Genomic DNA, 25634 nt, shown 5'->3' with positions numbered 1-25634 from the left:
CATTCTTTTTATATATTTGACTTACCAAAAACTATACAATGAAAAAACTTTTAGTATCCTTTGCAGTATTCTTCTGCGTGAGTATCATAGCAACAGCCCAAGAATTTTCTTACGGTCTATTAGGTGGAGTTAACATCTCAAAAATTAACAATGTAGGAGGTAGTGAATTGGAAGACAATGCGGTTTCTTTTCACGCTGGTTTAAATGGATTGTTCACCTTTGATGATCGTTGGAGTGCTGAAACCAGTATACTTTACAGCAGAGAAGGAGAAACTTTTGAAATAGGTAATACAGAGTCAGAGATTAATCTTGATTTTATCAACATACCTTTACACGTACGTTATAGAGTTTGGAACAATCTTACCGTTCATGCAGGACCACAAGTTGGATTTCTTCTTAATGCTACTCAAAGTGTTGCTGGTGGAAATGAAGTAGACATAGATGATGAGGTGACTGTAGATTCTAATCTTTCTGTTTCTTTAGGTTTAGGATACGATTTCCCAGAATTAGGTTTATTCCTTAAAGTAAATTTTGCTGAAGGTGTTACAGACCTATTTGATAATGAAGAATTCAAAAATGATGAATACACAAGATTAGTTAGATTCTCAGTAGGTTATAGATTTTAATTAATAACATGCATTATACTATAAACCTCAACATGAAAATGTTGAGGTTTTTTTATTATAGATGTTTCTATAAACTTAATGTGGTTGTATACGTCTAGGTATTTAAGGTGAATTAAATAGTGTTTATCGAGAGAAACCTTAAATTATAGTATCTATTTAAACAAATACTATAGCATAATTAAATAGGTGGAGTATTAATAAAAAAACCTGCTCAATAACGAGCAGGTTTATATATAATCACTTAGTAAAAAATTATTCCTTTTCTTTAAGAGCTGGTCTTGAATCAGCATTTGCTAGTTCCCAAGCTGTAACAAAAATCAACTTAGCACGTTTTTGATAAAGATCATATTCAATTTTATCTGGAGTATCAGTGGCCTTGTGATAATCTTCATGTACGCCATTGAAATAAAATATTACAGGTACATTATTTTTAGCAAAATTGTAGTGGTCACTTCTGTAATAAAAACGATTAGGATCGTTTTTCCCGTTATACTTATAATCTAATCGAATATCCATGTCATATTTTGCTTTGGCAGCTTCACTCATATCATGTAAATCTTGAGAGAGCATATCACTTCCTATTAAATAAACATAATTAGGATCATCCTTTTGTTGAGGATCTATGCGGCCTATCATATCAATATTCAAATTTGCTATGGTATTTTCTAAAGGATAAATAGGATTCTCAGAATAATATCTACTACCATATAAACCTATTTCTTCACCTGTAACATGTAAAAATAATAAGGAACGTTTAGGACCTTTGCCATCATTTTTTGCTTGTTTAAATGCTTCAGCAATTTCAAGTAAAGCAATTGTACCGCTTCCATCATCATCGGCACCATTAAAAACCTCACCATCTTCCATTCCTACATGATCTAAATGAGCACTAATAACAAGTACTTCTTCTGGTTTTTCAGAACCTTCTATATACGCCAGTACATTTTCTGAATCGTTTTTAATTTTTCTAAAGTAGGAGGCAGGTACTGTTTGAAAGTAAGCGCCATCATTTAATCCACCGGGAACACCCATATTTTTATATTGCTCTCTCAAATATTCGACAGCTTTTTTCTGACCAGGCTCACCTGTATAACGACCTTCCATTTCGTCGCTAGCATAGAAGTATAATTGCTCTTTTAGTTCTTCAACGGTGATTGTATTCGCATATTTCATCACTTCTTCTTTGGAAGACATGGATGAATTAATCATACTTGAATTTTCACTAGAATTTGAACCAGACGCGTCAGCATCGGTACCTTTCATAGTATTACACGATGCAGCAAGGGCAAATCCTGCTGTTGCATATAATATGGTTTTTAAACTTAACATAAAGTGGTATTAATCGTTACTTCTTTTTATCTTCTTTTTTCAGGACTTTATATTCCTCATAACATTCACTAATAGCATCTAGGATTTGTAAATCACTAGCTTCTTCAATGAACTTTTTAGAGTATTGGCAATTACGTAGAATTTCATCAATACTAACCTTATCCATTTGAAGAAGGTTCATCAATGTTTCTCTGTCGTACTTACTTTGTAATATGTTTCTTACCTCGTCTGCTTTCTTTATTTCTCTAAGCTTTTTAAGAGATTTACCTTTCTTACTAAAGGTGTTATACAGAAAATCAGCTGGATTAAAAATAGATCCTAATACTTTGGTTACCGCTCCTGGTTCCTCATCACCTGCTTCATATCCTTTTTCTAGACCACTTATGCTATATCTACGCTTGCTATAAATAGGAGCTTTTTTTGCATCGATCTCTAAATAACCGGTTAATTGAATTTCCTCTACAACCACTTCCTCAAGAGCAATCCCTTTTTCGGTCATAGAAATAGTTACATTTCCAAATTTTATCCAGTCGTTGGTAACAGGTACATTAATAGTTTGAAAACCTAAATAGGAAAAGAAAAGTGTGTCCTTTACCTTGGCTGTAATAGAAAACTCTCCTGCTTCATTGGTAACGGTTCCTTTAACTTGATTAAGGTTAACAATATTAACATTTACAAGAGGAGAATTGTCCTTTGCATTAAGAACGACACCAGTAACTTTAGTTTTTTTTGCGATAGTTTTTACTGTATCAACTTTGACCGATGTACTGTCTTGGGCAGTAGTGGTGTTAAAGAAAACTCCAAAACACAACATTAAAAATAGTAGATGCTTCATTCTATAAGCTAAAATAATTCAATTGAGTTCAATACTCTATAAATTCTCAATATATTAACGGCCGTTAACATCCTCTTCCAAATATGAAATGAGCTTTCTGAAGGCTCGAGCACGGTGGCTTATTTCACCTTTTTCGGTTAGTGACATTTCTGCAAAGGTCTTATCTGCTTCATTAGGTTTAAAAATTGGATCGTATCCAAAACCTTTTTCACCTTTTTTCTCGTCGGTGATAACGCCTTCACAAACACCTTCAAATAACAATTGACAGCCTTGTAAAGACAAAGCTATGGCAGTAACAAATCTCGCATTTCTATTGCGAGTATTTTCTAACTTGTCTAAGACCAATTGCATATTAGCCTCACTATCACGTTCAGGACCTGCGTATCTTGCACTATATACTCCTGGTTCACCATTTAGGGCATCAACTAGTAAACCAGTATCATCTGCAAATACAGGCATCTTGACTCTATTTACAAGATATTCTACTTTCTGAATAGCATTACCAGAAATTGTTTCAGAAGTTTCAGGAATGTCTTCCTCAAAATTAATATCCTTTAAACATACCAGCTCGATATTAGCTGGCATTAAAGCTTGAATTTCTTTTAATTTATTTTGATTGTGGGTAGCAAATAATAATTTCATCACGTTAAGCTTTTTGCAATGGTTTGTAACAATTCTACATGAACCACATGCTTTATGTCCGGTCTATGTTTTTCACATTTTGTGCCAAAGAGCGTATCAATACGTTCTTTTTCACGTTCAATAACCTTATCGTTTACATATTCATCTTTAGTTCCAGATATATGTATGATTCTATCACAAAAAGTTTCAAAATGTTGGCCATCATTTTCGTTAAGCTCTTGTGGTAAACTACCACTTTGAATAATTAAGGCCTTTACATTGTAAAAGTATTGTGACATAAATCTAGTAGCAATTGAAACACCTTGTGAATATCCCATCAGAACAATTCTAGGATCGCCTTTAATATTTTCTTGTGTAATTACCTTATCAAGATAATTAAGAACATTATCCATTTCTTGCATGGTATTTTCTCTAGTAAGCCAGCTTGCACCTACATGTTTAAAATCAGAGCCTTGATAATACTTTGAAGGAGCTTGAGGAATTATAAAATAGTGGTCGTCTTTAGGAAAATTGATAAAATATTTTTAAAGTATTTTGATAAGTATCCCAATCCATGAAAACATATCCATATACATTTTGTGGTATCCGTTAATTCGTTTAAAGTATCGTAACTATTGGTATGATTATATAAGACAGTTTTAACCATATATTTATATTGTAGGCTTATTTTTGGGTAAAGATATGGACAAACAAAATATACTAGACCAGTGTAATACCATAAGCCGTAATACACTAATGGAAACACTTGATATTGAGTATGTAGATGTTACAGAAGATACACTTACTGCACGCATGCCGGTTACTCATAAAGTTTATCAACCTGACGGAGTTCTACATGGTGGTGCCAGTGTAGCTTTGGCCGAGTCGGTAGGTAGCGCGGCTAGTTTTCTCTTTCTGGATACCGAAAAATATACTATAAGAGGTCTAGAAATAAGTGCCAATCATACGCGATCCATTAAAGAAGGATATGTTTATGCGACCGCATCTTTTATTCACAAAGGACGAACTACTCAACTATGGCAAATAAGAATAACAGATGATCAAGATCGGTTAATCTCTTTGTGTAAATTAACAACTATTGCTCTTTTAAAACAATAACAGTGAACAGTCCTTTTTTACATCAAGTATCACAACTTTTAGCCCAGGAGTTACCCTTTTTTGTACTTAAAAAAAGTAATGAAAATCGCGTCAATTTATTCTATCAATCTGATCAAGAATGGCATAGAACTGCACCTCTTGAAGAAGATTATATTGTATTTGCTCCTTTTTTAAAAGAACAACATAGTGTTTTCATACCCGTAGAAAATAGTATAAGTTTCCCTTGGACGCAGCAAAAGGTTGAAAGTACTCTTCCAGAATTTGATAAAGAGGTAAATAAAGATGAGTATTTAATGCTTGTTAACAAGGCTATTAATAATTTACAAGAAGGAGATTTAAGGAAAGTAGTGCTTTCGCGAAAGCAAACTATTAAAAGTCATTTGTCACAAGTAAAATTACTTGAACGCCTGCTCAATTTGTATCCAACGGCAAACAGCTACTTTTTTTATCATCCTAAAGTAGGTGCCTGGATGGGAGCAACTCCAGAATTATTATTAAAAATCGAAAACACGACTTTAAAAACCATGTCATTGGCTGGAACAGTAGCTTATGATGGAGTGACCGATATTTATTGGGGAAAAAAAGAGAGAGAAGAACAACAGCTAGTCACTGATTACATAGTTGAACAACTCAAAATGACTAATGCAACAGATATTGAAACATCACAACCTCAAACTGTACAAGCAGGAGCAATTTGCCACCTAAAAACTGATATTAAGGCACAAATTAACCCAAATGATATGTATAAGTATCTTAATGCTTTACATCCTACACCAGCCGTCTGTGGTATGCCTACAAAACAAGCGTTGCAATTTATTAAAGAAAATGAAGGATACGACAGATCCTTTTATACAGGCTATTTAGGAGTGGTGAATAACAACAATAAGAACGCAGAGTTTTTTGTCAATTTAAGATGCATAGAATTGAACGATAAAACGGCTACATTGTACGTAGGTGGCGGCATAACGGCATTAAGTCATGCCCAGGCAGAGTATCTAGAAACAGTGAATAAAATGGGTACTATGCTTCGTGTTTTATAAAATACTTCTAAAAGCAGTACGTATTAAACTGGTCTTGAATGAGAAGGATTTTGCATACTGAGCATTTCTTCTAAATGATAGTATGATATTATAAAATGCTTTTTTACAATAGATTCCCGTTTGATAGAAAAGTACAAAACTGTAAAAAATCAAGTATTTTATAAGGATCATAATTGGGCTGATTTATACTTTAAATATCGATAAATTTTATGGACCTAGCAATTTTTAATTTCCCAAATACTGGATTATTTTTCTGATTTGCTGTTTATTTCGATTAAAGACGTTTTAAGATAGACCAAAAGAGTATTGAGCTTAAGCTTTAATTAAGCGTTAATATCAAGGAAATGTAATTGCCTGCTATTACCTTTGTGATATATGTTGCCAGAAATAATTCATGCCCAGCAGGTAGTTTTGCTTTTTAAGAAACGACAAATTAAGCATATTGTGATTTCTCCAGGATCACGTAATGCACCACTTACCATCGGTTTTACTGAGGATAGTTTTTTTACCTGTTATAGTATTGTAGATGAACGTTGTGCAGGACATGTAGCTCTAGGAATGGCACAACAATTAAGAGAACCTGTGGCTCTTTTATGTACAAGTGGTAGCGCTTTGCTCAATTACTATCCGGCAGTTACTGAGGCCTATTACAGTGAAATTCCTCTAATCGTTTTAAGTGCCGACAGGCCGCCGCATAAAATAGATATAGGAGATGGTCAAACCATAAGGCAAAAACACGTTTACTCCAACCATATTTTATACGATTGTGAGCTTACTATGATTCATGATAAAATACAGGTAGAATCAATCGCAACTAATGAAAGATTACTTAATAAAGCTTTAAACACCACCATAGCTAGGTCTGGTCCAGTTCATATAAACATTCCTTTTGAAGAACCGCTGTACAATAGAGTAGAGAAGTCTACCATTAAAGACGTTAAAACTATTGACATCCTTAAAGAGGAAACATCTATAATTCCAGATGAATTCTATAAACATTGGGATAATAGTTCTTCAAAATTAATCATACTTTCAACCTTAAATGTTGATGTTCTTACTGAAGCCGATTTAAACAAACTTACATCAGATCCTAGTGTTTTAATCATGAGTGAGGTAGGATCCAATATCCGACATGACAAAGTGGTATGGGGAATAGATACCTTAATAGCTCCTATTGAACATATAGATGAGGAAATTACTCACCTACAACCCGATATGGTGGTAACTATAGGAGGAATGATTGTAAGTAAAAAAATCAAACAATACTTGCGCAAATTTGAAACCAAAATTCATTATCACGTAGGAAAAAGAAGAGCCTATGATACTTTTTTTAAACTTGCTGGTCATATAAAAGTAAAGCCTTCTACATGGGTTCAATCCTTACATTCTAAAACTGTAAATAGTCAATATCAGGAATACTGGTTAAAAACTTTTAAGAATAGAATTGAAAAAAGGAAATCCTATTTTGAAACTATGCCTTGGTGCGACTTTAAGGTTTATAAATTGTTATTCCAGAATCTTCCTGATAACATACTTCTTCAATTAGGTAATAGCAGTACGGTGAGGTATGCTCAATTATTTCCAATGAATACCTCACATAAAATTTATGCAAATCGTGGAACAAGTGGAATTGATGGAAGCACTAGTACGGCTATAGGAGCAGCAATGGCAAGTGACAGACCTTGCATTTTTATTACAGGTGATCTTAGTTTCTTTTACGATTCAAATGCATTATGGAATAACTACATACCCAAAAACTTTAAAATCATAGTTATCAATAATTCTGGTGGTGGTATTTTTAGAATATTACCAGGCCATAAGGATACTCATGAATTTGATACATATTTTGAAACCAAACATGATTTAACTGCCATACAGTTGTGCGAGATGTACCATATAGGGTATCACAAAGTAGGTGATGAGACCGCTTTCGCGAAAGCGTACCAACAATTTCTATCTAAAAATGATAAACCACAATTGTTAGAAATAGTTACTCCAAGTAAAGTGAATGACGAGATTTTATTAAATTATTTTAAATTTTTACGATAACATTTATTTAACTAACTTTAGCCTTTAACTTTTTAACTAACGAACATTATTATGAGTAAATTTGATGAAAGAGTAGAGAAGTACGTTAAAGCTTACAAGGAAAAAGTAGGTGGAAAATTGGACGAGGAACTACTTAGAAAGGTTACTAAGGGATTAGGTCCTTCTATTTATAATAAAGATGCTGAAACCGTAAGCGCAGAAAGTAGTGAAATGCAGCGTGTGGTAGACAACTACTTGAAAAAGAAATTAGGTTTATCAGGTGATAACTTAATGGATTCTGTTGAAGCAGTGATTGAAAAGTACGGAAAAAGTGAACGAGCTAAATATCGTGCGATTATTTATTACATGCTTTGTGTACACCACGGTAAGGAGTCAATTTACAACTAAGACTATACTATTATACAATAAAAGCCCATCACACTGTGATGGGCTTTTTCATTATATTATTTTTTAATTTGTTGGACCTCTTCAACGGTAACCATCTTCTCAGTTGGATTCCAGGTGTCAATGATATAATTAAGTACATCGGCAACCTCTTCATCATCTAGACCTTGGTACTGCATTATATTGTTGTAAGTAACTCCATTTACTACAATTTCTCCCTTTAGACCATATTTAACAGCATGAATACTTTCTTTACGTTTACCAGTGATCCAGTCACTGGGATTAAGCGGTGGAAACGCTCCTGTAACTCCTTTACCATTAGTCAGGTGACAGGTAACGCATAACTCTCTATAAATTTCCTTACCACGTTGGGCGCTTTTTTCAATCGCTGTGAGCTCTTTCTTAGCCGGTTCTTTTAACTTGATTGTTTGTTTCTTTTCTTTATCTGTTCCACATGAGCACAGTATAAGTGTAGTAAATAAACAAGCTAATACATTTTTCATATCTGAAAATTTAGATTAATCATTAATTAGGTGTTATACGATAAATACCCTTTGATTCTACTGAAATGTATATGTAATTATCTGGACCGATGGAAACATCTCTTACGCGACCAATACCATCAGCTATTTTTTCTCGTTTGGTTACTTTTCCATCTACGTTGTATAAAAGTTCTAGGTATTGAAACTTTAATGAACCAGCTAGATAACCTCCATTCCAATCTCCATAATCTTCGTTATTAATTATGGCAAATCCACTAGGTGCAATACTAGGTTTCCAGTACCAATTGGGTTGTTGCATTCCTTCTTTTTGAGTCAAGTTTGTAAAAGTAGAACCGTCATAATTGATTCCATAACTAATTACAGGCCACCCATAATTAAGTCCTTTAACAATAGTATTAATCTCATCACCGCCACGTGGTCCATGCTCATGATCCATAACTTTACCAGAAATAGGATGAGTGGTAAGCCCTTGTGGATTTCTATGACCATAACTGTATATGGCAGTTTTGGCACCTGATTCATTTACAAATGGATTGTCTTTAGGAATAGATCCGTCGTCCATTATTCTATAAATCTTTCCTCCATCTCTTGTTATATCTTGTGGGTTTTCGTCACGATTACCGCGATCACCAACACTAAAGTATAAATGACCTTCCTTATCCCACGTAAATCTAGAGCCAAAATGTTGTCCAGCTTTTGTATTAGGTACAGCCTTGTACAATACGTTAAGATCCGTAAGTTCATCATTAATTAATTTTGCTCTGGCTATGGTTGTATTTCCACCAGATCCCTGACCTGATGCACTTGCGTAACTTAAATATATAAATGGCTGCTCCTTATAATTAGGATGTACAGTTATATCCATCAAACCGCCTTGACCACGTATATAAACCTCTGGGATATTTTTTATTTCATAATTCTTCTTGCCATCAAAGCGAAAAACTTGACCTTGTTTGGTAGTGTATAATAGTTCATTATTTGGCAACCAATCCATTCCCCAAATGATACCATCGTTTTCTAAAACTTGTTTGATCTTGTAATCTTTTTGATCATCAATAAGTGGTACATCGGTATCAGGAACCTCATTATTCGAATCTGCGACTGTCACGTTTTTATTGATATTATCGCTAGACTGTGCGATTTCCTTTTTAGGTGAATCTTTGCAGGCAACAAATAATAGTATAGAACAAACTGAAAAATAATATAGTAATTTCATAAAAGCCGAATTAAAAAATAAAAGTAACTTGTTGTAATGGGGTTAAAGTTAAAATAATAAAAAAATCCCCAAGTTGTTCACTTGAGGATTTTGGGCTAATTCAAATAAATCTCCTACTTATTTAAAGGTGTACCGTCTTTTACGGTTCCAATTATCAGCATAAGTAGGCAAATTGCTGATTCTGTTATTAGTTTGAGCTTGTGCGTTTAAAAAACTGTTCTGTGTATTTTTCATTTTTCTATTTATTTAATTATCAAACAAGATGCCATTTTCCTGCATCGTTAGATGAGTATTTTTGTGATTTCTTTACTGCCGTTATTTTCGGTTTTTGAGTGAGTAAATTGGATAAACGTTTCGTTAACTTCATAGCATTACTTTCATTTATAATAGTAGACGTATTTAATGTCCGTTTGTTACTATTATAAATGTTATTATCATGTTAAATAAAAAAGCCTCTTAATAACTAAAGATTAAGAGGCTTTATCGGTTTTTTGGTTGTCGATTTTTATCGATAACGTCTTTTACGATTCCATTCATCAGAATAAGTTTTTGTGTTACTTATACGGTTATTGGTAGCTGCTCCAGCATTTAAGAAACTCGGATTTTTCATAGTATTTAGTTTTAAAAGGTTATAATCAGTTTGGGTTTTAAGACAGTGCCCATTCTTCAAATGTGAAAACACTTGGATTTGATTCTTTTCTTTTTCTAGAAAGAAGAGGGAAGTCTGTCGTTAAATCAGTTAAGCGGTCTGTAATTCTCATGATCTTTTGTTTTGCGGTTACAATTACATGACGACCAATAAATTAATTTGTTACAGTACTGTGTAATACAAAGTAGTAATTTAACAAATTATACGATGTAAATACTAAATTTATCGATAAAATGAATAAATATTCAGTGATTATGACACCAGTTCCCAGATTTTTTCTGAAGAAAGTCTGAAGGAGCCTACAAAATCCCAGTTACATTCCTGTGGTGCTATAACCGAAAGAAAAGTATTTTGTTTTTTGTCACGATATAGGTGGTAGGTTTCTCCAACTATTGGTTCAAAAGAAAAACGTGCACCGTATACAAGTTGGTTTGCTTCAAATTTTGAAACCATGGCTTCATACTGTGCCTTTAATTGATCAAATTGTGACTTGAATTCGTGGTTAACCTTATTAATATTAGATTGTTTCCATGAAGTGATGTCGGGTGTAGTTATTTTAGGAGCTCCTACACCACTTGCATAGGGAAGTAATGCAGCATTGTACTTTCCCGATTCTTCATCATAAACTACGCTATCCGGTTTTTTCTCCTTGCTCATGATACAAATTTACAAGCAATCAATATATTTTGTGTAAGATTAACAAGAATTTCTTAAACGAAAATCGAGATAGTTGCAGCTATCTCGATTGAAAACAAAATAAATTCCCCTACAAATTTATTTATGTCTAAATATACTAATTTTCATTGGTGTCGTCATCCCTCATTTTTTAAAGGTATCCTTTTATTTTCTGAATTGAGAACATGGTCGTCTCAATCTAGCTGTGTAAATAATTAATATGAGGAAATTTTTGTAGCCGCTTTCGCGAAAGCGAACTACTCACATTTATTAATACTTATAATGAGGAATTGATTATTCAAGATGTAACTTTCTAGTCGCCCATAATACCTATAACAAAAGGATTTATGAAATTCATTGATTTTGCACCCAAAGCTGTATCTAAAACATTTTGGAAAGGTACAACCTATGAAACCTTGGACGATGTAATGCCTAGAGTGGAAGAGTGGTTGCGCAAAAATTATTCATTTGAAATAATTAACGTTGAAACCATTGTACAACAATTTCCTAGAGGTAAAGAGTTGAATTCTAAAGCAAGTTATCACTTAAACCTTCATAGTGGTATCACAATTTCAATGCAAATTATACGAGTTTGGTATAAAGACTAGTTTTATCTTTGCAGTCCTTAATACTACAATTATGAACTGGAAAACTGCAATCGAATTTGAAGATATTACTTACAAAAAGTCCAATGGTGTAGCTCGTATAGCGTTTAATAGACCAGAGGTGCGTAACGCTTTTAGACCTAAAACTGTAAGTGAACTTATAAAAGCATTTTATGACGCTCAAGAAGATCTTTCGATAGGTGTAGTTATATTAACTGGTGAAGGACCATCACCTAAAGACGGTGGTTGGGCATTTTGTAGTGGTGGTGATCAACGAGCACGTGGAGTAGATGGTTATAAGGATGATGAAGGAACAGGTCGATTGAATATTCTTGAGGTTCAACGTATGATACGTTTTATGCCAAAGGTGGTAATTTGTGCGGTACCTGGTTGGGCTGTAGGCGGTGGTCATAGTTTACACGTAGTTTGTGATATGACGCTGGCCAGTAAAGAGCATGCTATTTTTAAACAAACAGATACCGATGTAGCAAGTGTAGATGCTGGTTATGGTAGTGCTTATTTGGCAAAAATGGTAGGTCAGAAAAAGGCTAGAGAAATATTCTTTTTAGGAAAAAGTTATAGTGCTCAAGAGGCAATGGATATGGGTATGGTTAATGCCGTCGTACCACATGATGAACTAGAACAGACTGCATATGACTGGGCACAAGAAATTCTCAAGAAATCGCCTACAGCGATAAAAATGGCAAAATTTGCCATGAATGCTACCGATGATGGAATGGTAGGACAGCAAGTTTTTGCAGGCGAGATGACCCGATTAATTTATATGACTGATGAAGCTCGAGAAGGACGCGACGCATTTCTAGAAAAACGAGCACCTCAATGGGGTGATAATAAGTACATTCCTTAATAAAAATCCTTAAGCAGGCTTTTCACAACTTTTTACTACGTCATCAATCGTAAATTGAAGATGTTTAGGTAATAAATTGTCCTTTGGTAGGACACTTAATTGCCTGTCGTCATTTGAGTCAAATACGTGTTTGAGCAAAGGATTTTCAAAGCCTATTGTTATCGCAATGTCTTTAACCAATTCACTGTGATGTATAAGATCATTACTTCCTAAATGAAAAATACCTCGCCTTCTGCGATTTATTATGTAATGAATTTGTTGAGTAAGCTTTTGAATATAGGTAGCATTGATTACAACGTTTGAAAATACTTCAATGGCCTCTTTTTTCAATAACTGATCTTTAATAGCCTTAAGTCTAGGACTGTTGTAACCGTAAATCATAGGAATACGGCAAATCACATACTTTTGTGGTGGTAATCTTAAAAGTGCGTTCTCAATTTTTATTTTGAATCGCCCATATATACTTTCCGAAAAAGTTTTGTCGTATTCGTAACTTGGAAAATTTGTGAATCTGTCAAAAACATTGGCACTTGATAAAAAAATGAGACGACAATTACTTTTGTTAACATAATTCATCAATTGGTTATGAAGGTACAATTGACTGTTTACATTTCCTCTTACACAGCTTATAATAAATTCTGGATGTAGTGAGTGTAAAAGGGTGTCTACCTCTTCTTGCTCCATATCAAACCAATGAAAATGCTGGTTAGATTCATAACCAGCATTTTCAGTTTTATATGTTGCATGTACATTATAAAATGGAGCAAGTTCTTTATAGAGAGCATTTCCTATAAAACCACTACCTCCTAAAATCAGTATTCTTGAAATAATTCTTATTTTTTGTAGAATGGTAATTTAACAACTGTTGCAGGTATTAACTTTTTACGAACCTGGATGTGTATTTTGCTACCAGGTGTTGCAAAAACTGGCGGTACGTAACCCATTCCTATTCCTTTGCCTAATGATGGTGACATGGTACCGCTAGTAACCATTCCCAAATCTTGTTGGTTACTATCTTTAATTTCATAACCACCACGTGGTATTGCCCTTTCATCCATTTCAAATCCTACCAACTTGCGATCTACTCCTTTTTCTTTATGCTCCAATAGCTGTTCGTGGTTTACAAACTCTTTGGTATATTTAGTAACCCAACCTAGTCCTGCTTCATAAGGAGATGTCATTTCACTGATATCATTGCCGTATAAACAATAGCCCATTTCTAACCTTAGAGTATCTCGAGCTGCTAGACCAATAGGTTTAATATTAAAACTAGCACCAGCTTCTAGTACCTTGTTCCATATTTGTTTTACTTCCTTATTCTTGCAGTAGATCTCAAATCCACCAGATCCTGTGTAACCCGTCGCGCTTATGATCACATGATCGATTCCTGCAAAATCTCCTATTTCAAAATGATAAAATTTGATAGCGCTCAAATCAACACTGGATAAGGCTTGCATTGCTTCAACAGCTTTGGGACCTTGTATGGCTAGTAACGAATAGTCTTCACTTAAATCACGCATGGTTGCTCCCATGGTGTTGTATTTAGAAATATGATCCCAATCTTTTTGAATGTTTGAGGCATTAACGACAAGCATATATGTTTCGTCTTTAATTCGGTATACAATCATATCATCTACAATACCACCTGTCTCATTAGGTAAATAAGCATATTGTGCACGACCAACAGTTAATTTAGAAGCATCGTTTGATGACACTTTTTGCACCAATTCTAGTGCATTTGGACCTTCGATAAGAAATTCTCCCATGTGGGATACGTCAAAAACTCCTACGTGATCTCTCACAGTTTGATGTTCTATATTAACACCTTCATATTGTACAGGCATATTATAACCTGCAAATGGAACCATTTTGGCTCCTAATTCTATATGTGTATTGGTAAGTGCGGTATTTTTCATAAATCCATTATTCTGTAGAACAAATGTAAGAAGTCAATACTGTAATCAATGGTACTTTTTAAAGAATATTAACCCTATTTAAAAGCTGTCACAAAAAGCTTATTTTGCAATTCTAAATTATAAGGTTTTGAAAATATTAAGCGGCGAGCAATTAGCTCAGGCAGATGCTTCTACAATACAAAAACAGCAAATTTCAAGTATTGATTTAATGGAGCGTGTTGCCACTCTTGTCTTTGAACGTTTACATCAACGACTTAATGGAGCTCCTGTTCCTATTAAAGTATTTTGCGGAATAGGTAATAATGGTGGTGATGGTCTAGCAATCGCAAGACATCTCATCCAGCATGGATATCATGTAACCACTTATGTTACTAACTGCAGTAAAAAGCGTAGTAAGGATTTCCTTGTAAACTATGATAGAATTAAGGAGGTTACAAAAGATTGGCCTATTCTATTAAGTTGTAAAGATGACTTTCCAGAAATAGGTCAACAAGACATCGTGATAGATGCGATTTTTGGTACAGGAATAAATAGGCCTATTGATGGTTGGATGGCAGAATTTGTTGAGCATATTAATAATTCAAGAGCCTTTAAAGTAGCTGTTGATATGCCTAGCGGCTTGTTTGCAGATCAAGCGCAAAATGATGCGCCTGTTATTCGTGCTAATCATACTTTTACCTTTCAAACTCCTAAATTATCTTTTTTCCTTCCAGAAACAGGAAATTTAGTAGGTACTTATGAAGTGATTAATATTGGACTAGATCCGGAATATATGATGCAGGTACAGCCACTTGCAAACCTTGTAGACAAGGATCTAGCCCAGCACATGTATAAAAATCGCAACCCTTTTTCTCATAAAGGAGATTACGGTCATGTACTTGTTATGGCTGGTAGCGAAGGCAAAATGGGAGCGGCAGTTCTTGCTTCTGGGGCAGCAATAAATGCAGGTGCTGGAAAAGTTACTGCTCTAATTCCAGAAGACGGTAATACCATATTACAATGTTCGGTTCCAGAAGTAATGAGTATTTTAAGTTCTGGTGAATCTCACGTAACTAATTTTGATCACGAATTACAAAATTATGTTTTATGTGTAGGTCCTGGTCTGGGATTAAAAGATGATACTTTCTCCGCTTTCGCGAAAGCGATATCTAAACAAGCATCACCGGTAGTTATTGATGCCGATGGAATCAACTTACTGTCAAAAGATCTAGACCTTTTGAAGAAAATTCCAGAAAACTCTATTCTCACGCCGCATGATGGAGAACTTAAAGGATTAATAGGAGAGTGGAAAGGGAGCTATGATAAATTATCAAAAGCTCAAAAATTCTCTATGGAACATAAAGTCATTTTAGTCCTTAAAGGAGCATTCACTTTTACCGTTACACCACAAGGTATGTTTGTTAATGATTCTGGCAATCCAGGTATGGCAACAGCAGGAAGTGGTGATGTATTAAGCGGTGTAATAGCGGCATTTCTTGCACAAAAGTATGATCCAATTACTGCCACATTGTTTGGTGTTTATCTGCATGGAGCTAGTGGTGATCTAGCTGTTCAAACCTATGCACATGAAGGTCTTAAAGCTAGCATAATTAGCAATTTTATAGGACCAGCCATTCTTAACTTATTTAGACAACCACAGCAACAACCACCACAGCAGCAATAAATTATTTAATCAAAACTACAAAACTTAACATCTACCAAGACTTATGAAGCATACCATATCATCTGCTCATATTAATAAAAACAAACTATCCGAGATTGCTTTTCAGGTAACTGAATTAGAACTATCGGAAGATGCCAAGCAACGAATTTTAAAAGGTCGCAAGTACCTCGATGAAAAATATGGCGCCATGGAGGCGCCTACTGCATACGGTATCAATACTGGGTTTGGTTCCTTATGTGACACTCGCATTGAACTGCAAGATATAGAGAAGTTACAGAAAAACTTAATCATATCACATGCTTGTGGTGCCGGCAAGCCTGTTCCTAAGGAGATTATAAGAATCATGCTTTTTTGTAAAATACAAAGTCTATCGTACGGCCATAGTGGAGTAAGTATAGAAGTTGTTGAAAGGTTGATTTTTTTCTTTAATAATAATTTATTACCCGTAATTTATGAACAAGGTTCATTAGGAGCTAGTGGTGATCTAGCGCCGCTCGCGCACATGGCTTTACCGTTGCTAGGTTTAGGGGAAATATATATCGACAATGAAGTTAGAGATGCAAGCGCCTTGAAAAGTAATTATGGAGTGGAGCCTTTGAACTTAAAATCTAAAGAAGGTTTGGCCCTTATAAACGGTACTCAATTCATGCTTGCTTATGCTATTTATGGATTATTGAAAGCAGAACAGCTATGGAACTGGTCTCACATCACCGCTTCATTATCAATCGATGGTTTTAATTGTTCTTTATCTCCATTTTTACCGCAAAGTCATCTAATTAGGCCACACGCTGGACAATTAGAAAGCGCTCAATTATTACTAGACTTACTAGATGGAAGTGAAATAGCACAGGATGCTAAGGATAATGTACAAGATCCATATAGTTTTAGATGCGTACCCCAGGTACATGGTGCTAGCAAGGATACTTTAAACTTTGTTACTAAAACCATTGTTACAGAACTCAATTCAGTTACTGATAATCCTAATGTTTTTCCAGATTCAGACGAAGTGATTTCTGCTGGTAATTTCCATGGTCAACCACTTGCCTTAGCTTTGGATTATATGGCAATCGCTCTTAGTGAAATCGCAAACATAAGTGAGCGACGTACCTTTCAGTTAATGAGTGGTAAAAGAGGACTCTCTTCTTTTCTTGTGCACAACCCAGGCTTGAATAGTGGGATGATGATTATGCAGTATACTGCAGCCAGTATTGTAAGTAAAAATAAATCTCTAGCTAATCCTAGCTCTACTGATAGTATAGTATCCTCAAATGGACAGGAGGATCATGTAAGCATGGGAGCAAATGCAGCAGTTAAATTATATGAACTTTTAGATAATTGTCAAACTGTTTTGGGAATTGAACTTATTGCTGGAGCAGAATCTCTTTCTTTTAGAAAAAAACAAACCTCTCCATTTCTGAAGAGGATAGTTAATTCTTTACGTGATTATGTGTCTCAACTCGATGAGGATCGTATCATGTATAGCGATATAAAAGCTGCTAGAATATTTCTTGAAGAAACTAAAATTGATTTTTAAACCAATTGATATTTAAGCTCTTTATTTCTTATAGAGTTTTCAATTTGTTTATTGGTCCATATAAGTGCATCCTCTGGGGTAATGAATGATTTAAGCTTTCCAGGCTTAAAAAACTTTGCTTCTAGAGCGATGCTACTCATTCCATAAATTCTATTTTCAACTATTGCCACACTGCATAGATTATCAAACTTTTTATTTTCAAGATGTATCATTGGGTCTACAGAATAGTTGTTCTCTCTTACACTTATATAACCGATAGGGTGATGAACCCCATAATGATAAACGATATTATTTCTTAAGGTCTCGTTCAATTTTTTATCAAAGTGAACTCCTTCGTTGATTGTTCCAATTACAAGATCTGGGTAAAACTCAAAGCGGCCAAAATCTAAATCTACTGTTTTCATATTCCCTATTTTTAATTGATGGAGTAAAAGTATTTTCATACCTAATCATTATTAATTTTGGAAACTTATTTAGCTTACTATTCGACTAAAAACATGTTTTTAGGATTTTGAGTTATTTGTTTTTAACAATTGTGCAATAAATAAAAAAGGCTACTCAAAAAAGAGTAGCCTTTTATAGCATATATTAAAAATAACTTATTCTGTCGTACTTGCTTTTTCAATATTAATGACAAGTTCATTGGTTTTTTCGTCTAGGTCCATAGATATTGAATCTCCTTCTTGAAGTTGATTGTTAACAATTTCCTCTGCAAGAGTATCTTCAATATGTTTTTGAATAGCTCTTTTCAAAGGCCTAGCACCGTACTGTTTGTCAAAACCTTTATCGGCAATATAATCCTTTGCTTTCTCGCTTAGTTTTAATTCGTATCCTAAATCTTTGATACGTACTAGTAATTTTTCTAGCTCGATATCAATAATTTTATGAATATCCTCTCTTTCTAAAGCGTTAAACACAATTACATCGTCAATTCTGTTTAAGAATTCAGGAGCAAATGTCTTTTTAAGGGCAGCTTGAATAACACTACGCGCATTCTCATCTGCAGCGCTCTTACGAGCTGCTGTACCAAATCCCACACCTGATCCAAAATCTTTAAGTTGTCTAGCACCAACATTACTTGTCATAATTATGATGGTGTTTCTAAAATCGATTTTGCGTCCTAAACTATCGGTAATGTAACCGTCGTCAAGAACTTGCAATAACATATTAAAGACATCTGGGTGAGCTTTCTCAATTTCATCCAATAGAACCACGCTATATGGTTTTCTGCGCACTTTTTCAGTGAGCTGTCCACCTTCTTCATAACCTACATATCCTGGAGGCGCACCTATAAGCCTGCTTATAGCAAATTTCTCCATGTATTCACTCATATCAATTCTGATTAATGAGTTTTCAGAATCAAATAGCTCTTTGGACAAAACTTTAGCAAGTTGTGTTTTACCTACACCAGTTTGCCCTAGGAATATAAAAGATCCGATCGGTTTATTAGGATCTTTTAAACCAGCTCGATTACGTTGAATAGCTTTTACTACCTGTTTTACAGCCTTTTCTTGCCCAATTACTGAACTACCTATAGTCTCATTTAGGTTGCTCAATTTCTTCATTTCTTGGGTAGCTATTCTGTTAACTGGAATACCTGTCATCATGCTTACAACTTCAGCCACGTTTTCTTCGGTAACCGTATCCTTATGATTTTTAGAAGCTTCTTCCCAAGCATCCTGAGCGTCTTTAAGCTGTTGTTCTAGCTTTTTCTCATCGTCTCTTAATCGGGCAGCTTGCTCATACTTTTGTTTTTTAACAACATTAGTCTTCTCCTCGCGTACTTCTTCCAGCTTTTGTTCTATTTCCACAATTTGGTCTGGAACTTCGATATTTGTAATATGAATTCTAGAGCCTGCTTCATCTAAAGCGTCTATAGCCTTGTCTGGCAAAAACCTATCGGTCATATATCTATTGGTCAACGTTACACACGCTTCAATAGCTTCAGCCGTATACTCTACATTGTGATGATCTTCATATTTCTCTTTAATATTGTTAAGAATAGCTATGGTTTCCTCAACGCTAGTTGGTTCTACCATCACTTTTTGAAAACGTCGTTCAAGAGCGCCATCCTTTTCAATACTATTACGATACTCATCAAGAGTTGTTGCACCTATACATTGTATCTCACCACGTGCTAGCGCTGGTTTAAACATGTTTGAAGCATCTAGTGACCCAGCGGCACCACCAGCGCCGACGATGGTGTGAATTTCATCAATGAATAAAATAATATCATCATTTTTTTCAAGCTCATTCATCACCGCTTTCATACGTTCTTCAAATTGACCTCTGTACTTCGTACCAGCAACTAGACTAGCAAGATCAAGAGTTATCACTCTTTTATCATATAAAATACGAGAAACTTTACGTTGAATGATTCTTAGGGCTAGACCTTCGGCTATTGCACTTTTACCAACTCCAGGTTCACCTATTAATAAAGGATTGTTCTTTTTACGTCTACTCAAAATTTGAGATACCCGTTGTATTTCTTCCGTACGACCTACAACAGGATCAAGTTTGTCGTCTTCTGCTAGTTTGGTTAAATCACGTCCAAAATTATCTAAAACAGGTGTCTTACTTTTCTTGCTACCTTTTTTATCGGCATTTCCTGAGAATAAGTTTTCCCCATCATCCTTACCTGCTTCGTTAGAATCATCATCGCTAAAACTTTGTGCGAGTGGTTCATCAGTGTAATTATCATCTTCAGACAATAAGGTTTTAAACTCCTCTTTTACACCATCGTAATCCACTTGCATTTTGTTGAGCAATTTAGTCGTAGGATCGTTTTCATTGCGTAAAATGCACAATAGTAAGTGTGCAGTATTAATAGAGGAACTTTGAAACAGCTTTGCTTCTAAAAAGGTTGTTTTAAGTGCTCTTTCTGCCTGTCTAGTGAGGTGCAAATTCTTTTTTTCATTTGCTTTCAATTCCGAACTAGGATTTGCCGGACTCAATATTTCTACTTTTCTACGTAGTAAATCTAAATCGACACTTAAATTTCCTAAAATTTGAATGGCCTTTCCATCTCCATCTCTCAAAAGACCTAACATAAGATGTTCAGTGCCTATAAAATCGTGACCTAACCTTAACGCTTCTTCTTTGCTATAGGCTATCACGTCTTTGACTCTCGGTGAAAAATTATCATCCATATAACTTGCTTCTTTGGCTAAATTTAATGAATTAAATCGTTCAAAAGCCGTACCGTTTTATAAATTACGGTTAATATAAAGTTTAAGTGGTTAGGTTCGCTTTCGCGAAAGCGTAATAAAATACCTGATTTGAAACTGTTTAAACGCAAGTAGTCTAACTTTACCACATGATTTTAGGCATCGTTTATCTAAGCTAAAACTTATAAACAGGATTTCTTAAAATGTGTTAATAAAAAACATGATAAAATAGGCCTAAACCCTTATAAATACTAGCTGTTTGCTTATCTTGCTAGTTCATAATTTAAAACACTGATAATTCATGGCAGATGGAGAAAAGTTGATCCCGATTAATATCGAGGATGAAATGAAGTCAGCATACATCGATTACTCGATGTCGGTCATAGTGTCACGTGCACTGCCAGATGTGCGCGATGGGCTAAAACCAGTTCACCGTAGGGTTCTTTATGGAATGTATGAGCTAGGTGTACTATCTAATAGAGCTTACAAAAAAAGTGCAAGAATTGTAGGAGAGGTACTTGGAAAGTACCATCCTCATGGAGATACATCGGTATACGATACAATGGTACGTATGGCGCAAGAATGGTCATTGAGGTATATGATGGTTGATGGTCAGGGTAACTTTGGTAGTGTAGATGGAGATCCACCTGCAGCCATGCGTTATACTGAAGCCAGAATGCGTAAAATAAGTGAGGAAATGCTCGCTGATATCGATAAGGAAACGGTAGATACTCAACTTAATTTTGATGATACATTAAGCGAGCCTACTGTTCTTCCTACAAAAATACCTAACCTGCTCGTAAATGGAGCTAGCGGTATTGCAGTAGGTATGGCTACTAATATGCCACCGCATAACTTATCTGAAGTAGTAGATGGTACAATCGCCTACATTGAAGATAACGACATTACAGTTGATGAACTCATAAACCATGTAAAAGCACCAGATTTTCCAACAGGTGGAATTATTTACGGTTATGATGGAGTAAAAGAAGCCATGCATACTGGGCGTGGTCGCGTTAAAATAAGAGGTAGAGCACGTATTGAAGAGGTAAAAGGACGTGAATGCATAATCGTTGATGAGTTGCCATATCAGGTAAATAAAGCTGATATGATTAAGAAAACAGCCGATCTTATCAACGAGAAAAAACTTGAAGGAATCTCCTCCATAAGAGATGAATCCGACCGTAAAGGTATGCGTATCGTATATGTTCTTAAAAGGGATGCTATACCTAATATCGTAATTAATAAATTGTATAAGCATACTGCTTTACAGTCAAGTTTTAGTGTGAATAACATTGCACTTGTAAACGGAAGACCGCAATTACTTAATGTTAAAGAGATGATCCACTATTTTGTGGAGCACAGACATGAGGTAGTAACTCGTAGAACAACGTTTGAATTGCGTAAAGCTGAAGAACGAGCACATATCCTTGAAGGATTAATTATTGCTAGTGATAATATCGATGAGGTTATTGCACTTATACGTTCCAGTAAAAATGGAGAAGAAGCGCGAGAAAAGCTAATCAAACGTTTTGAACTTTCTGAAATTCAAGCTAGAGCTATCGTTGAAATGCGATTGAGACAGCTTACAGGACTAGAACAAGATAAATTACGATCAGAGTATAACGACCTTTTAGAAACCATCGCAGACCTTAAAGATATTCTTGCTAAAAAAGAGCGTAGAATGGCTATTATTAAGGAAGAACTTCTCGAGGTTAAAGAGAAATTTGGTGATGAGCGCCGATCAAAAATCGAGTATGCTGGTGGTGATTTGAGTATCGAAGATATGATACCAGATGAGCAAGTTGTAATCACAATTTCACATGCAGGTTACATTAAGCGTACTAGTTTGAATGAATATAAAATTCAGAATAGAGGTGGAGTAGGCCAGAAGGCAAGTACAACGCGTGATGCAGATTTCCTGGAGGATATTTTTATAGGAACAAATCATCAATACATGCTTTTCTTTACTGAAAAAGGTAAGTGTTTCTGGATGAGAGTTTATGAAATACCAGAAGGTAGTCGTACTTCCAAAGGTAGAGCTATACAGAATCTAATTAATATTGAGCAAGACGATAAGGTTAAAGCAGTAATTTGTACTCAAGATCTTAAAGATGAAGACTATATTAATAGTCATTATGTGATAATGGCTACTAAAAAAGGTCAGGTTAAGAAAACTTCTTTAGAACAGTACTCAAGACCTCGTTCAAATGGTATTAATGCAATTACTATTAAGGATGGAGATACCTTATTAGAAGCAAAACTAACGACTGGAGATAGCCACGTAATGTTAGGATTGAAGAGCGGTAAAGCAATTAGATTTGATGAATCAAAAACTAGGCCTATGGGTCGTAGTGCGAGTGGAGTTAGAGGAATAAGACTTGCGCACGACGATGATGAGGTTATAGGAATGGTATCTGTTAACGATATGGAATCTAATATTCTTGTTGTTTCTGAAAAAGGATACGGTAAAAGGTCAAGCCTAGAAGATTATAGAGAAACTAATCGTGGAGGAAAAGGTGTAAAAACAATCTCTGTTACTGAAAAGACAGGAAGTTTAGTGGCTCTTAAAAATGTAACCGACTCTGATGATTTAATGATTATCAATAAGTCTGGTGTTGCGATTAGAATCAATGTCTCTGACCTAAGAGTTATGGGAAGAGCAACACAAGGAGTAAGGCTTATAAACTTAAAAGGTAACGATTCGATTGCTGCAGTTGCAAAAGTTGTTAAAGATGAAAACGACGACGATAGCCTTGAGGCAACGGAAAACGATGGCACAACTGTTGTGACCGATGATAGCGAAGAATAAAAAAAATTAAAATGAAAAAAATAGTAACTATTATGTTTCTTTTTTGTACAGTAATTGCTACTGCACAAAAGAAACAATTCAAAAAAATAGCAAAGGCAGTAGATAGAAATGACATCGCAGCTGCAATGGAAATTTTCAATACTCTAAATGAAAATGAAATAGAAGCTGATTATAAAGATGAGTATGCATTTTATAATGCATTTACCCTGCTTACTAATGCTAATGGTGATGTTGATAAACTTTTATTAGCATTGGATCAATTGAAAACGGCTAAAAAGTTAGGATATGAAGATGAGGTAAAGTTTTTATATGTTGAAAATGAGATGAGACGAAGCCTATTAGAAGAGGCGAGTAAATTAACAGTTGAAAATCAAGAAGGTGCTCTAAATATAGTGGAGCAGCTTTCCAATTATTTTAAAGAAGATCAAGCTATGCTTTTTAATGTAGCAAGCCTAGCCTATTCAACTGGAGATTTCAATAAAGCCTTATTAGCTTATGAGAAGCTTTATGAATCTGGATATTCTGGACAGCAAGAGGTAATCAAGGCAACTAAAACATCAACAGGTCAACAAGAAATATTTAAAAGCAAAGTTCTTGCTGAAGTTGCAATTAAACAGGGTGATTATAAGGATTTAGTTGTAGAACAATCTCCGTCTCAACGTGGGGCTATTCTCAGTAACCTAATGTGGTTATATAAAAGAAATGATCAATTAGATAAGGCTGAAACTATTTTTACGAACTCTTTTGATAAGTATCCGAATGATAACTCCTTGAAATTGAATAGAGCGGATATGTTACTTACATTAGGTCGGATGGAAGAGTATAAAAAGGCTGTTGCTTCCTTAGCTGATGATGTTAAAGACCCTAGAGTATTTGATAATTTAGGTTTGGCCGCACTCAATTCTAAAAATTACAAGGAGGCTATAAAATATTATCAGTTAAGTTTGAAACTTGATTCAGAAAATTTTAATACGTTAAATAATTTGGCATTCGCCTATGTGTCCATAGGTAATTTAGAAGAAACTACGTATGAGGAACAAAAAACCATGTATACAAAGGCTACTAAACTATTCGAAAAAGCCTTGATGTTACAACCTAAAAACGAACAAGTGAAACAAACCTTAATAAATTTATATAGTGCTTTAAAAATGCAAGATAAAATCGATGCTCTTCAAGGTAAATAAAAGTTTAAATTTCACGCTTTCGCGAAAGCTTAAAATAACGATTATTAAAAAAGCCTCTCAATATAATGAGAGGCTTTTTTTAATTAGATAATTTTTTTGATTACCCTTAACTTGTGAGTATGCGAATTACTTTCTACATTGAAAATACCACTTTGATCTAAGCGATCTATTCTTATCTTGCCGTGGGCATGGATAATGTAATTATCTTGCATAACGACTCCTACGTGAGTGATTAAGCCTTCTTTATTATCAAAAAAGGCCAAATCACCTGGTTCTGATTCCTCTATAAAGCTTAAAGCTTCGCCAATATTTGCTTGCTGTGAAGCGTCTCTAGGAATGGGATGCCCGTTCAATCTATACACTAATTGTGTAAATCCGCTGCAATCGATACCCAATGGATTACGTCCACCCCATAAATATGATGTATTTAAAAAGAGTAATGAGTTTTCGACTATTTTAGATTTTTCAATTTCTGCAAAATCATGATATTCTCCATTAAATGTGTCTCCTAAAAAAGCAGAAGAGCTTATTTGCGCACCAATACATATTGTAGATAACGATCCATCTTCATGTGTTACATGAGAAATTAAATCAGTACAATATGATTTGGGAAGTTGATGAATGCTATGGTAGTCTTCGGATTCAATTTCCCTCAATTGTTTATTGTCTATCCAACCTTCATATTTATCATGTGCAAGTCGTATCCTAGACCAACTTTTTCTTGGTTCGATAATTTTGAATATTTCCCCATATAGTACCTGAGATACTAGCTCACTTTTGTCACTAGCTTCAGCTCTTAACGGAGCAATTGAAATTGGGCAAATACCGTATCTCATGTA

Annotated in this window: 23 protein-coding genes; 11 read left to right on the top strand and 12 right to left on the bottom strand. The window is 34.8% G+C overall.

The genetic code is table 11. The features are described from left to right. Nucleotides 1-38 precede the first annotated feature (38 nt). On the top strand, nt 39-626 hold the full coding sequence (locus BST91_RS06480) for a porin family protein (RefSeq protein WP_085774880.1): 588 nt from the start codon (nt 39-41) through the stop codon (nt 624-626). A 252-nt stretch (nt 627-878) separates the two neighbouring features. On the opposite strand, the gene BST91_RS06475 is transcribed toward BST91_RS06480, so the two are convergent. From BST91_RS06475 to BST91_RS13210, 4 genes are read right to left on the bottom strand one after another with little or no spacing between them, the layout of a single operon-like run. Next, entirely contained in the window at nt 879-1955 is a 1077-nt protein-coding gene (locus BST91_RS06475) for a M28 family metallopeptidase (RefSeq protein ID WP_394335648.1), read from the bottom strand. Between the two features lie 16 nt (nt 1956-1971). Further along, nucleotides 1972-2790 (bottom strand): carboxypeptidase-like regulatory domain-containing protein, encoded by an 819-nt coding sequence (locus BST91_RS06470; protein WP_085774879.1) that lies wholly within the window; start codon nt 2788-2790, stop codon nt 1972-1974. A gap of 54 nt (nt 2791-2844) precedes the next feature. Next, nucleotides 2845-3432 (bottom strand): RdgB/HAM1 family non-canonical purine NTP pyrophosphatase, encoded by a 588-nt coding sequence (gene rdgB / locus BST91_RS06465; protein ID WP_042279390.1) that lies wholly within the window; start codon nt 3430-3432, stop codon nt 2845-2847. Continuing rightward, nucleotides 3432-3833: an esterase gene (locus BST91_RS13210; protein WP_211280413.1), complete on the bottom strand. Its 402-nt coding sequence runs from the start codon at nt 3831-3833 to the stop codon at nt 3432-3434. Before BST91_RS13210 ends, rdgB begins: the two co-directional genes overlap by 1 nt. A gap of 280 nt (nt 3834-4113) precedes the next feature. Between BST91_RS13210 and BST91_RS06455 the strand changes: the two genes are divergently transcribed. From BST91_RS06455 to BST91_RS06440, 4 genes are all read left to right on the top strand, one after another. Next, complete coding sequence (locus BST91_RS06455) at nt 4114-4530, top strand: hotdog fold thioesterase (RefSeq protein ID WP_060525105.1); 417 nt, start codon at nt 4114-4116, stop codon at nt 4528-4530. A 2-nt stretch (nt 4531-4532) separates the two neighbouring features. Next, the gene (locus BST91_RS06450) at nt 4533-5570 is read left to right on the top strand and encodes an isochorismate synthase (protein WP_169709764.1); all 1038 of its coding nucleotides are present in this window, start codon (nt 4533-4535) and stop codon (nt 5568-5570) included. 375 nt (nt 5571-5945) lie between these two features. Further along, nucleotides 5946-7619 (top strand): 2-succinyl-5-enolpyruvyl-6-hydroxy-3-cyclohexene-1-carboxylic-acid synthase, encoded by a 1674-nt coding sequence (gene menD, locus BST91_RS06445; protein ID WP_085774877.1) that lies wholly within the window; start codon nt 5946-5948, stop codon nt 7617-7619. A gap of 51 nt (nt 7620-7670) precedes the next feature. Further along, complete coding sequence (locus tag BST91_RS06440) at nt 7671-8006, top strand: DUF2853 family protein (protein WP_042279379.1); 336 nt, start codon at nt 7671-7673, stop codon at nt 8004-8006. A 56-nt stretch (nt 8007-8062) separates the two neighbouring features. Here BST91_RS06440 and BST91_RS06435 read toward each other — a convergent pair whose 3' ends face one another. The 3 genes from BST91_RS06435 to BST91_RS06425 form a co-directional block, all read right to left on the bottom strand. Continuing rightward, nucleotides 8063-8506, bottom strand: coding sequence for a c-type cytochrome (locus BST91_RS06435; RefSeq protein ID WP_042279377.1), 444 nt, complete (start codon nt 8504-8506; stop codon nt 8063-8065). A gap of 22 nt (nt 8507-8528) precedes the next feature. Beyond that, nucleotides 8529-9722, bottom strand: coding sequence for a PQQ-dependent sugar dehydrogenase (locus BST91_RS06430; RefSeq protein ID WP_085774876.1), 1194 nt, complete (start codon nt 9720-9722; stop codon nt 8529-8531). A 901-nt stretch (nt 9723-10623) separates the two neighbouring features. Further along, the gene (locus BST91_RS06425) at nt 10624-11028 is read right to left on the bottom strand and encodes a DUF2452 domain-containing protein (protein WP_085774875.1); all 405 of its coding nucleotides are present in this window, start codon (nt 11026-11028) and stop codon (nt 10624-10626) included. A gap of 365 nt (nt 11029-11393) precedes the next feature. On the opposite strand from BST91_RS06425, the gene BST91_RS06420 reads away from it, so the two are divergent. Together BST91_RS06420 and BST91_RS06415 are read left to right on the top strand one after the other, a co-directional pair. Beyond that, on the top strand, nt 11394-11654 hold the full coding sequence (locus BST91_RS06420) for a hypothetical protein (RefSeq protein WP_042279369.1): 261 nt from the start codon (nt 11394-11396) through the stop codon (nt 11652-11654). Nucleotides 11655-11685: 31 nt separating this feature from the next. Next, the gene (locus tag BST91_RS06415) at nt 11686-12519 is read left to right on the top strand and encodes a 1,4-dihydroxy-2-naphthoyl-CoA synthase (protein WP_060524730.1); all 834 of its coding nucleotides are present in this window, start codon (nt 11686-11688) and stop codon (nt 12517-12519) included. A 9-nt stretch (nt 12520-12528) separates the two neighbouring features. Here the strand turns inward: BST91_RS06415 and BST91_RS06410 are convergent, their stop codons facing one another. Together BST91_RS06410 and gcvT are read right to left on the bottom strand one after the other, a co-directional pair. Continuing rightward, entirely contained in the window at nt 12529-13311 is a 783-nt protein-coding gene (locus BST91_RS06410) for a sugar nucleotide-binding protein (RefSeq protein ID WP_317043080.1), read from the bottom strand. A 41-nt stretch (nt 13312-13352) separates the two neighbouring features. Continuing rightward, on the bottom strand, nt 13353-14435 hold the full coding sequence (gene gcvT, locus BST91_RS06405; RefSeq protein ID WP_042279364.1) for a glycine cleavage system aminomethyltransferase GcvT: 1083 nt from the start codon (nt 14433-14435) through the stop codon (nt 13353-13355). Nucleotides 14436-14562: 127 nt separating this feature from the next. Between gcvT and BST91_RS06400 the strand changes: the two genes are divergently transcribed. Beyond that, a complete protein-coding gene (locus tag BST91_RS06400; protein ID WP_085774873.1) occupies nt 14563-16098 on the top strand; it encodes an NAD(P)H-hydrate dehydratase in 1536 nt (511 codons plus the stop codon). Nucleotides 16099-16141: 43 nt separating this feature from the next. After that, a complete protein-coding gene (gene hutH, locus BST91_RS06395; protein WP_085774872.1) occupies nt 16142-17632 on the top strand; it encodes a histidine ammonia-lyase in 1491 nt (496 codons plus the stop codon). Here the strand turns inward: hutH and BST91_RS06390 are convergent. Both BST91_RS06390 and BST91_RS06385 read right to left on the bottom strand, forming a co-directional pair. Beyond that, nucleotides 17629-18036: a hypothetical protein gene (locus BST91_RS06390; RefSeq protein WP_042279359.1), complete on the bottom strand. Its 408-nt coding sequence runs from the start codon at nt 18034-18036 to the stop codon at nt 17629-17631. The genes hutH and BST91_RS06390 overlap by 4 nt on opposite strands. A 195-nt stretch (nt 18037-18231) precedes the next feature. Further along, nucleotides 18232-20781: an ATP-dependent Clp protease ATP-binding subunit gene (locus BST91_RS06385; RefSeq protein ID WP_085774871.1), complete on the bottom strand. Its 2550-nt coding sequence runs from the start codon at nt 20779-20781 to the stop codon at nt 18232-18234. A 319-nt stretch (nt 20782-21100) separates the two neighbouring features. Between BST91_RS06385 and gyrA the strand changes: the two genes are divergently transcribed. Together gyrA and BST91_RS06375 are read left to right on the top strand one after the other, a co-directional pair. Beyond that, complete coding sequence (gene gyrA / locus BST91_RS06380; RefSeq protein ID WP_060524745.1) at nt 21101-23611, top strand: DNA gyrase subunit A; 2511 nt, start codon at nt 21101-21103, stop codon at nt 23609-23611. Nucleotides 23612-23622: 11 nt separating this feature from the next. Then, nucleotides 23623-24795 carry a tetratricopeptide repeat protein gene (locus tag BST91_RS06375; RefSeq protein WP_085774870.1) on the top strand — a complete coding sequence of 391 codons (1173 nt, stop codon included), beginning with the start codon at nt 23623-23625 and terminating at the stop codon, nt 24793-24795. An 83-nt stretch (nt 24796-24878) separates the two neighbouring features. Here BST91_RS06375 and BST91_RS06370 read toward each other — a convergent pair whose 3' ends face one another. Continuing rightward, complete coding sequence (locus BST91_RS06370; RefSeq protein WP_085774869.1) at nt 24879-25631, bottom strand: C40 family peptidase; 753 nt, start codon at nt 25629-25631, stop codon at nt 24879-24881. Nucleotides 25632-25634: the final 3 nt, after the last annotated feature.

This window comes from Nonlabens tegetincola (genome assembly GCF_002117085.1).
Lineage (GTDB): Bacteria > Bacteroidota > Bacteroidia > Flavobacteriales > Flavobacteriaceae > Nonlabens > Nonlabens tegetincola.
Note: the sequence above shows the minus strand (reverse complement) of the source record. Positions and strands in the feature narration are given on the sequence as shown.

Coding starts and splice junctions, on each gene's coding strand:
- BST91_RS06470 (WP_085774879.1), bottom strand. CDS start 2,790: ATGAAGCATCTACTATTTTTAATGTTGTGTTTTGGAGTTTTCTTTAAC.
- BST91_RS06475 (WP_394335648.1), bottom strand. CDS start 1,955: ATGTTAAGTTTAAAAACCATATTATATGCAACAGCAGGATTTGCCCTT.
- BST91_RS06370 (WP_085774869.1), bottom strand. CDS start 25,631: ATGAGATACGGTATTTGCCCAATTTCAATTGCTCCGTTAAGAGCTGAA.
- hutH (WP_085774872.1), top strand. CDS start 16,142: ATGAAGCATACCATATCATCTGCTCATATTAATAAAAACAAACTATCC.
- BST91_RS06435 (WP_042279377.1), bottom strand. CDS start 8,506: ATGAAAAATGTATTAGCTTGTTTATTTACTACACTTATACTGTGCTCA.
- BST91_RS06385 (WP_085774871.1), bottom strand. CDS start 20,781: ATGGATGATAATTTTTCACCGAGAGTCAAAGACGTGATAGCCTATAGC.
- BST91_RS06420 (WP_042279369.1), top strand. CDS start 11,394: ATGAAATTCATTGATTTTGCACCCAAAGCTGTATCTAAAACATTTTGG.
- BST91_RS06455 (WP_060525105.1), top strand. CDS start 4,114: ATGGACAAACAAAATATACTAGACCAGTGTAATACCATAAGCCGTAAT.
- menD (WP_085774877.1), top strand. CDS start 5,946: ATGTTGCCAGAAATAATTCATGCCCAGCAGGTAGTTTTGCTTTTTAAG.
- gcvT (WP_042279364.1), bottom strand. CDS start 14,435: ATGAAAAATACCGCACTTACCAATACACATATAGAATTAGGAGCCAAA.
- BST91_RS06415 (WP_060524730.1), top strand. CDS start 11,686: ATGAACTGGAAAACTGCAATCGAATTTGAAGATATTACTTACAAAAAG.
- BST91_RS06480 (WP_085774880.1), top strand. CDS start 39: ATGAAAAAACTTTTAGTATCCTTTGCAGTATTCTTCTGCGTGAGTATC.
- BST91_RS06430 (WP_085774876.1), bottom strand. CDS start 9,722: ATGAAATTACTATATTATTTTTCAGTTTGTTCTATACTATTATTTGTT.
- BST91_RS06390 (WP_042279359.1), bottom strand. CDS start 18,036: ATGAAAACAGTAGATTTAGATTTTGGCCGCTTTGAGTTTTACCCAGAT.
- rdgB (WP_042279390.1), bottom strand. CDS start 3,432: ATGAAATTATTATTTGCTACCCACAATCAAAATAAATTAAAAGAAATT.
- BST91_RS06440 (WP_042279379.1), top strand. CDS start 7,671: ATGAGTAAATTTGATGAAAGAGTAGAGAAGTACGTTAAAGCTTACAAG.
- BST91_RS13210 (WP_211280413.1), bottom strand. CDS start 3,833: ATGCAAGAAATGGATAATGTTCTTAATTATCTTGATAAGGTAATTACA.
- BST91_RS06375 (WP_085774870.1), top strand. CDS start 23,623: ATGAAAAAAATAGTAACTATTATGTTTCTTTTTTGTACAGTAATTGCT.
- BST91_RS06425 (WP_085774875.1), bottom strand. CDS start 11,028: ATGAGCAAGGAGAAAAAACCGGATAGCGTAGTTTATGATGAAGAATCG.
- gyrA (WP_060524745.1), top strand. CDS start 21,101: ATGGCAGATGGAGAAAAGTTGATCCCGATTAATATCGAGGATGAAATG.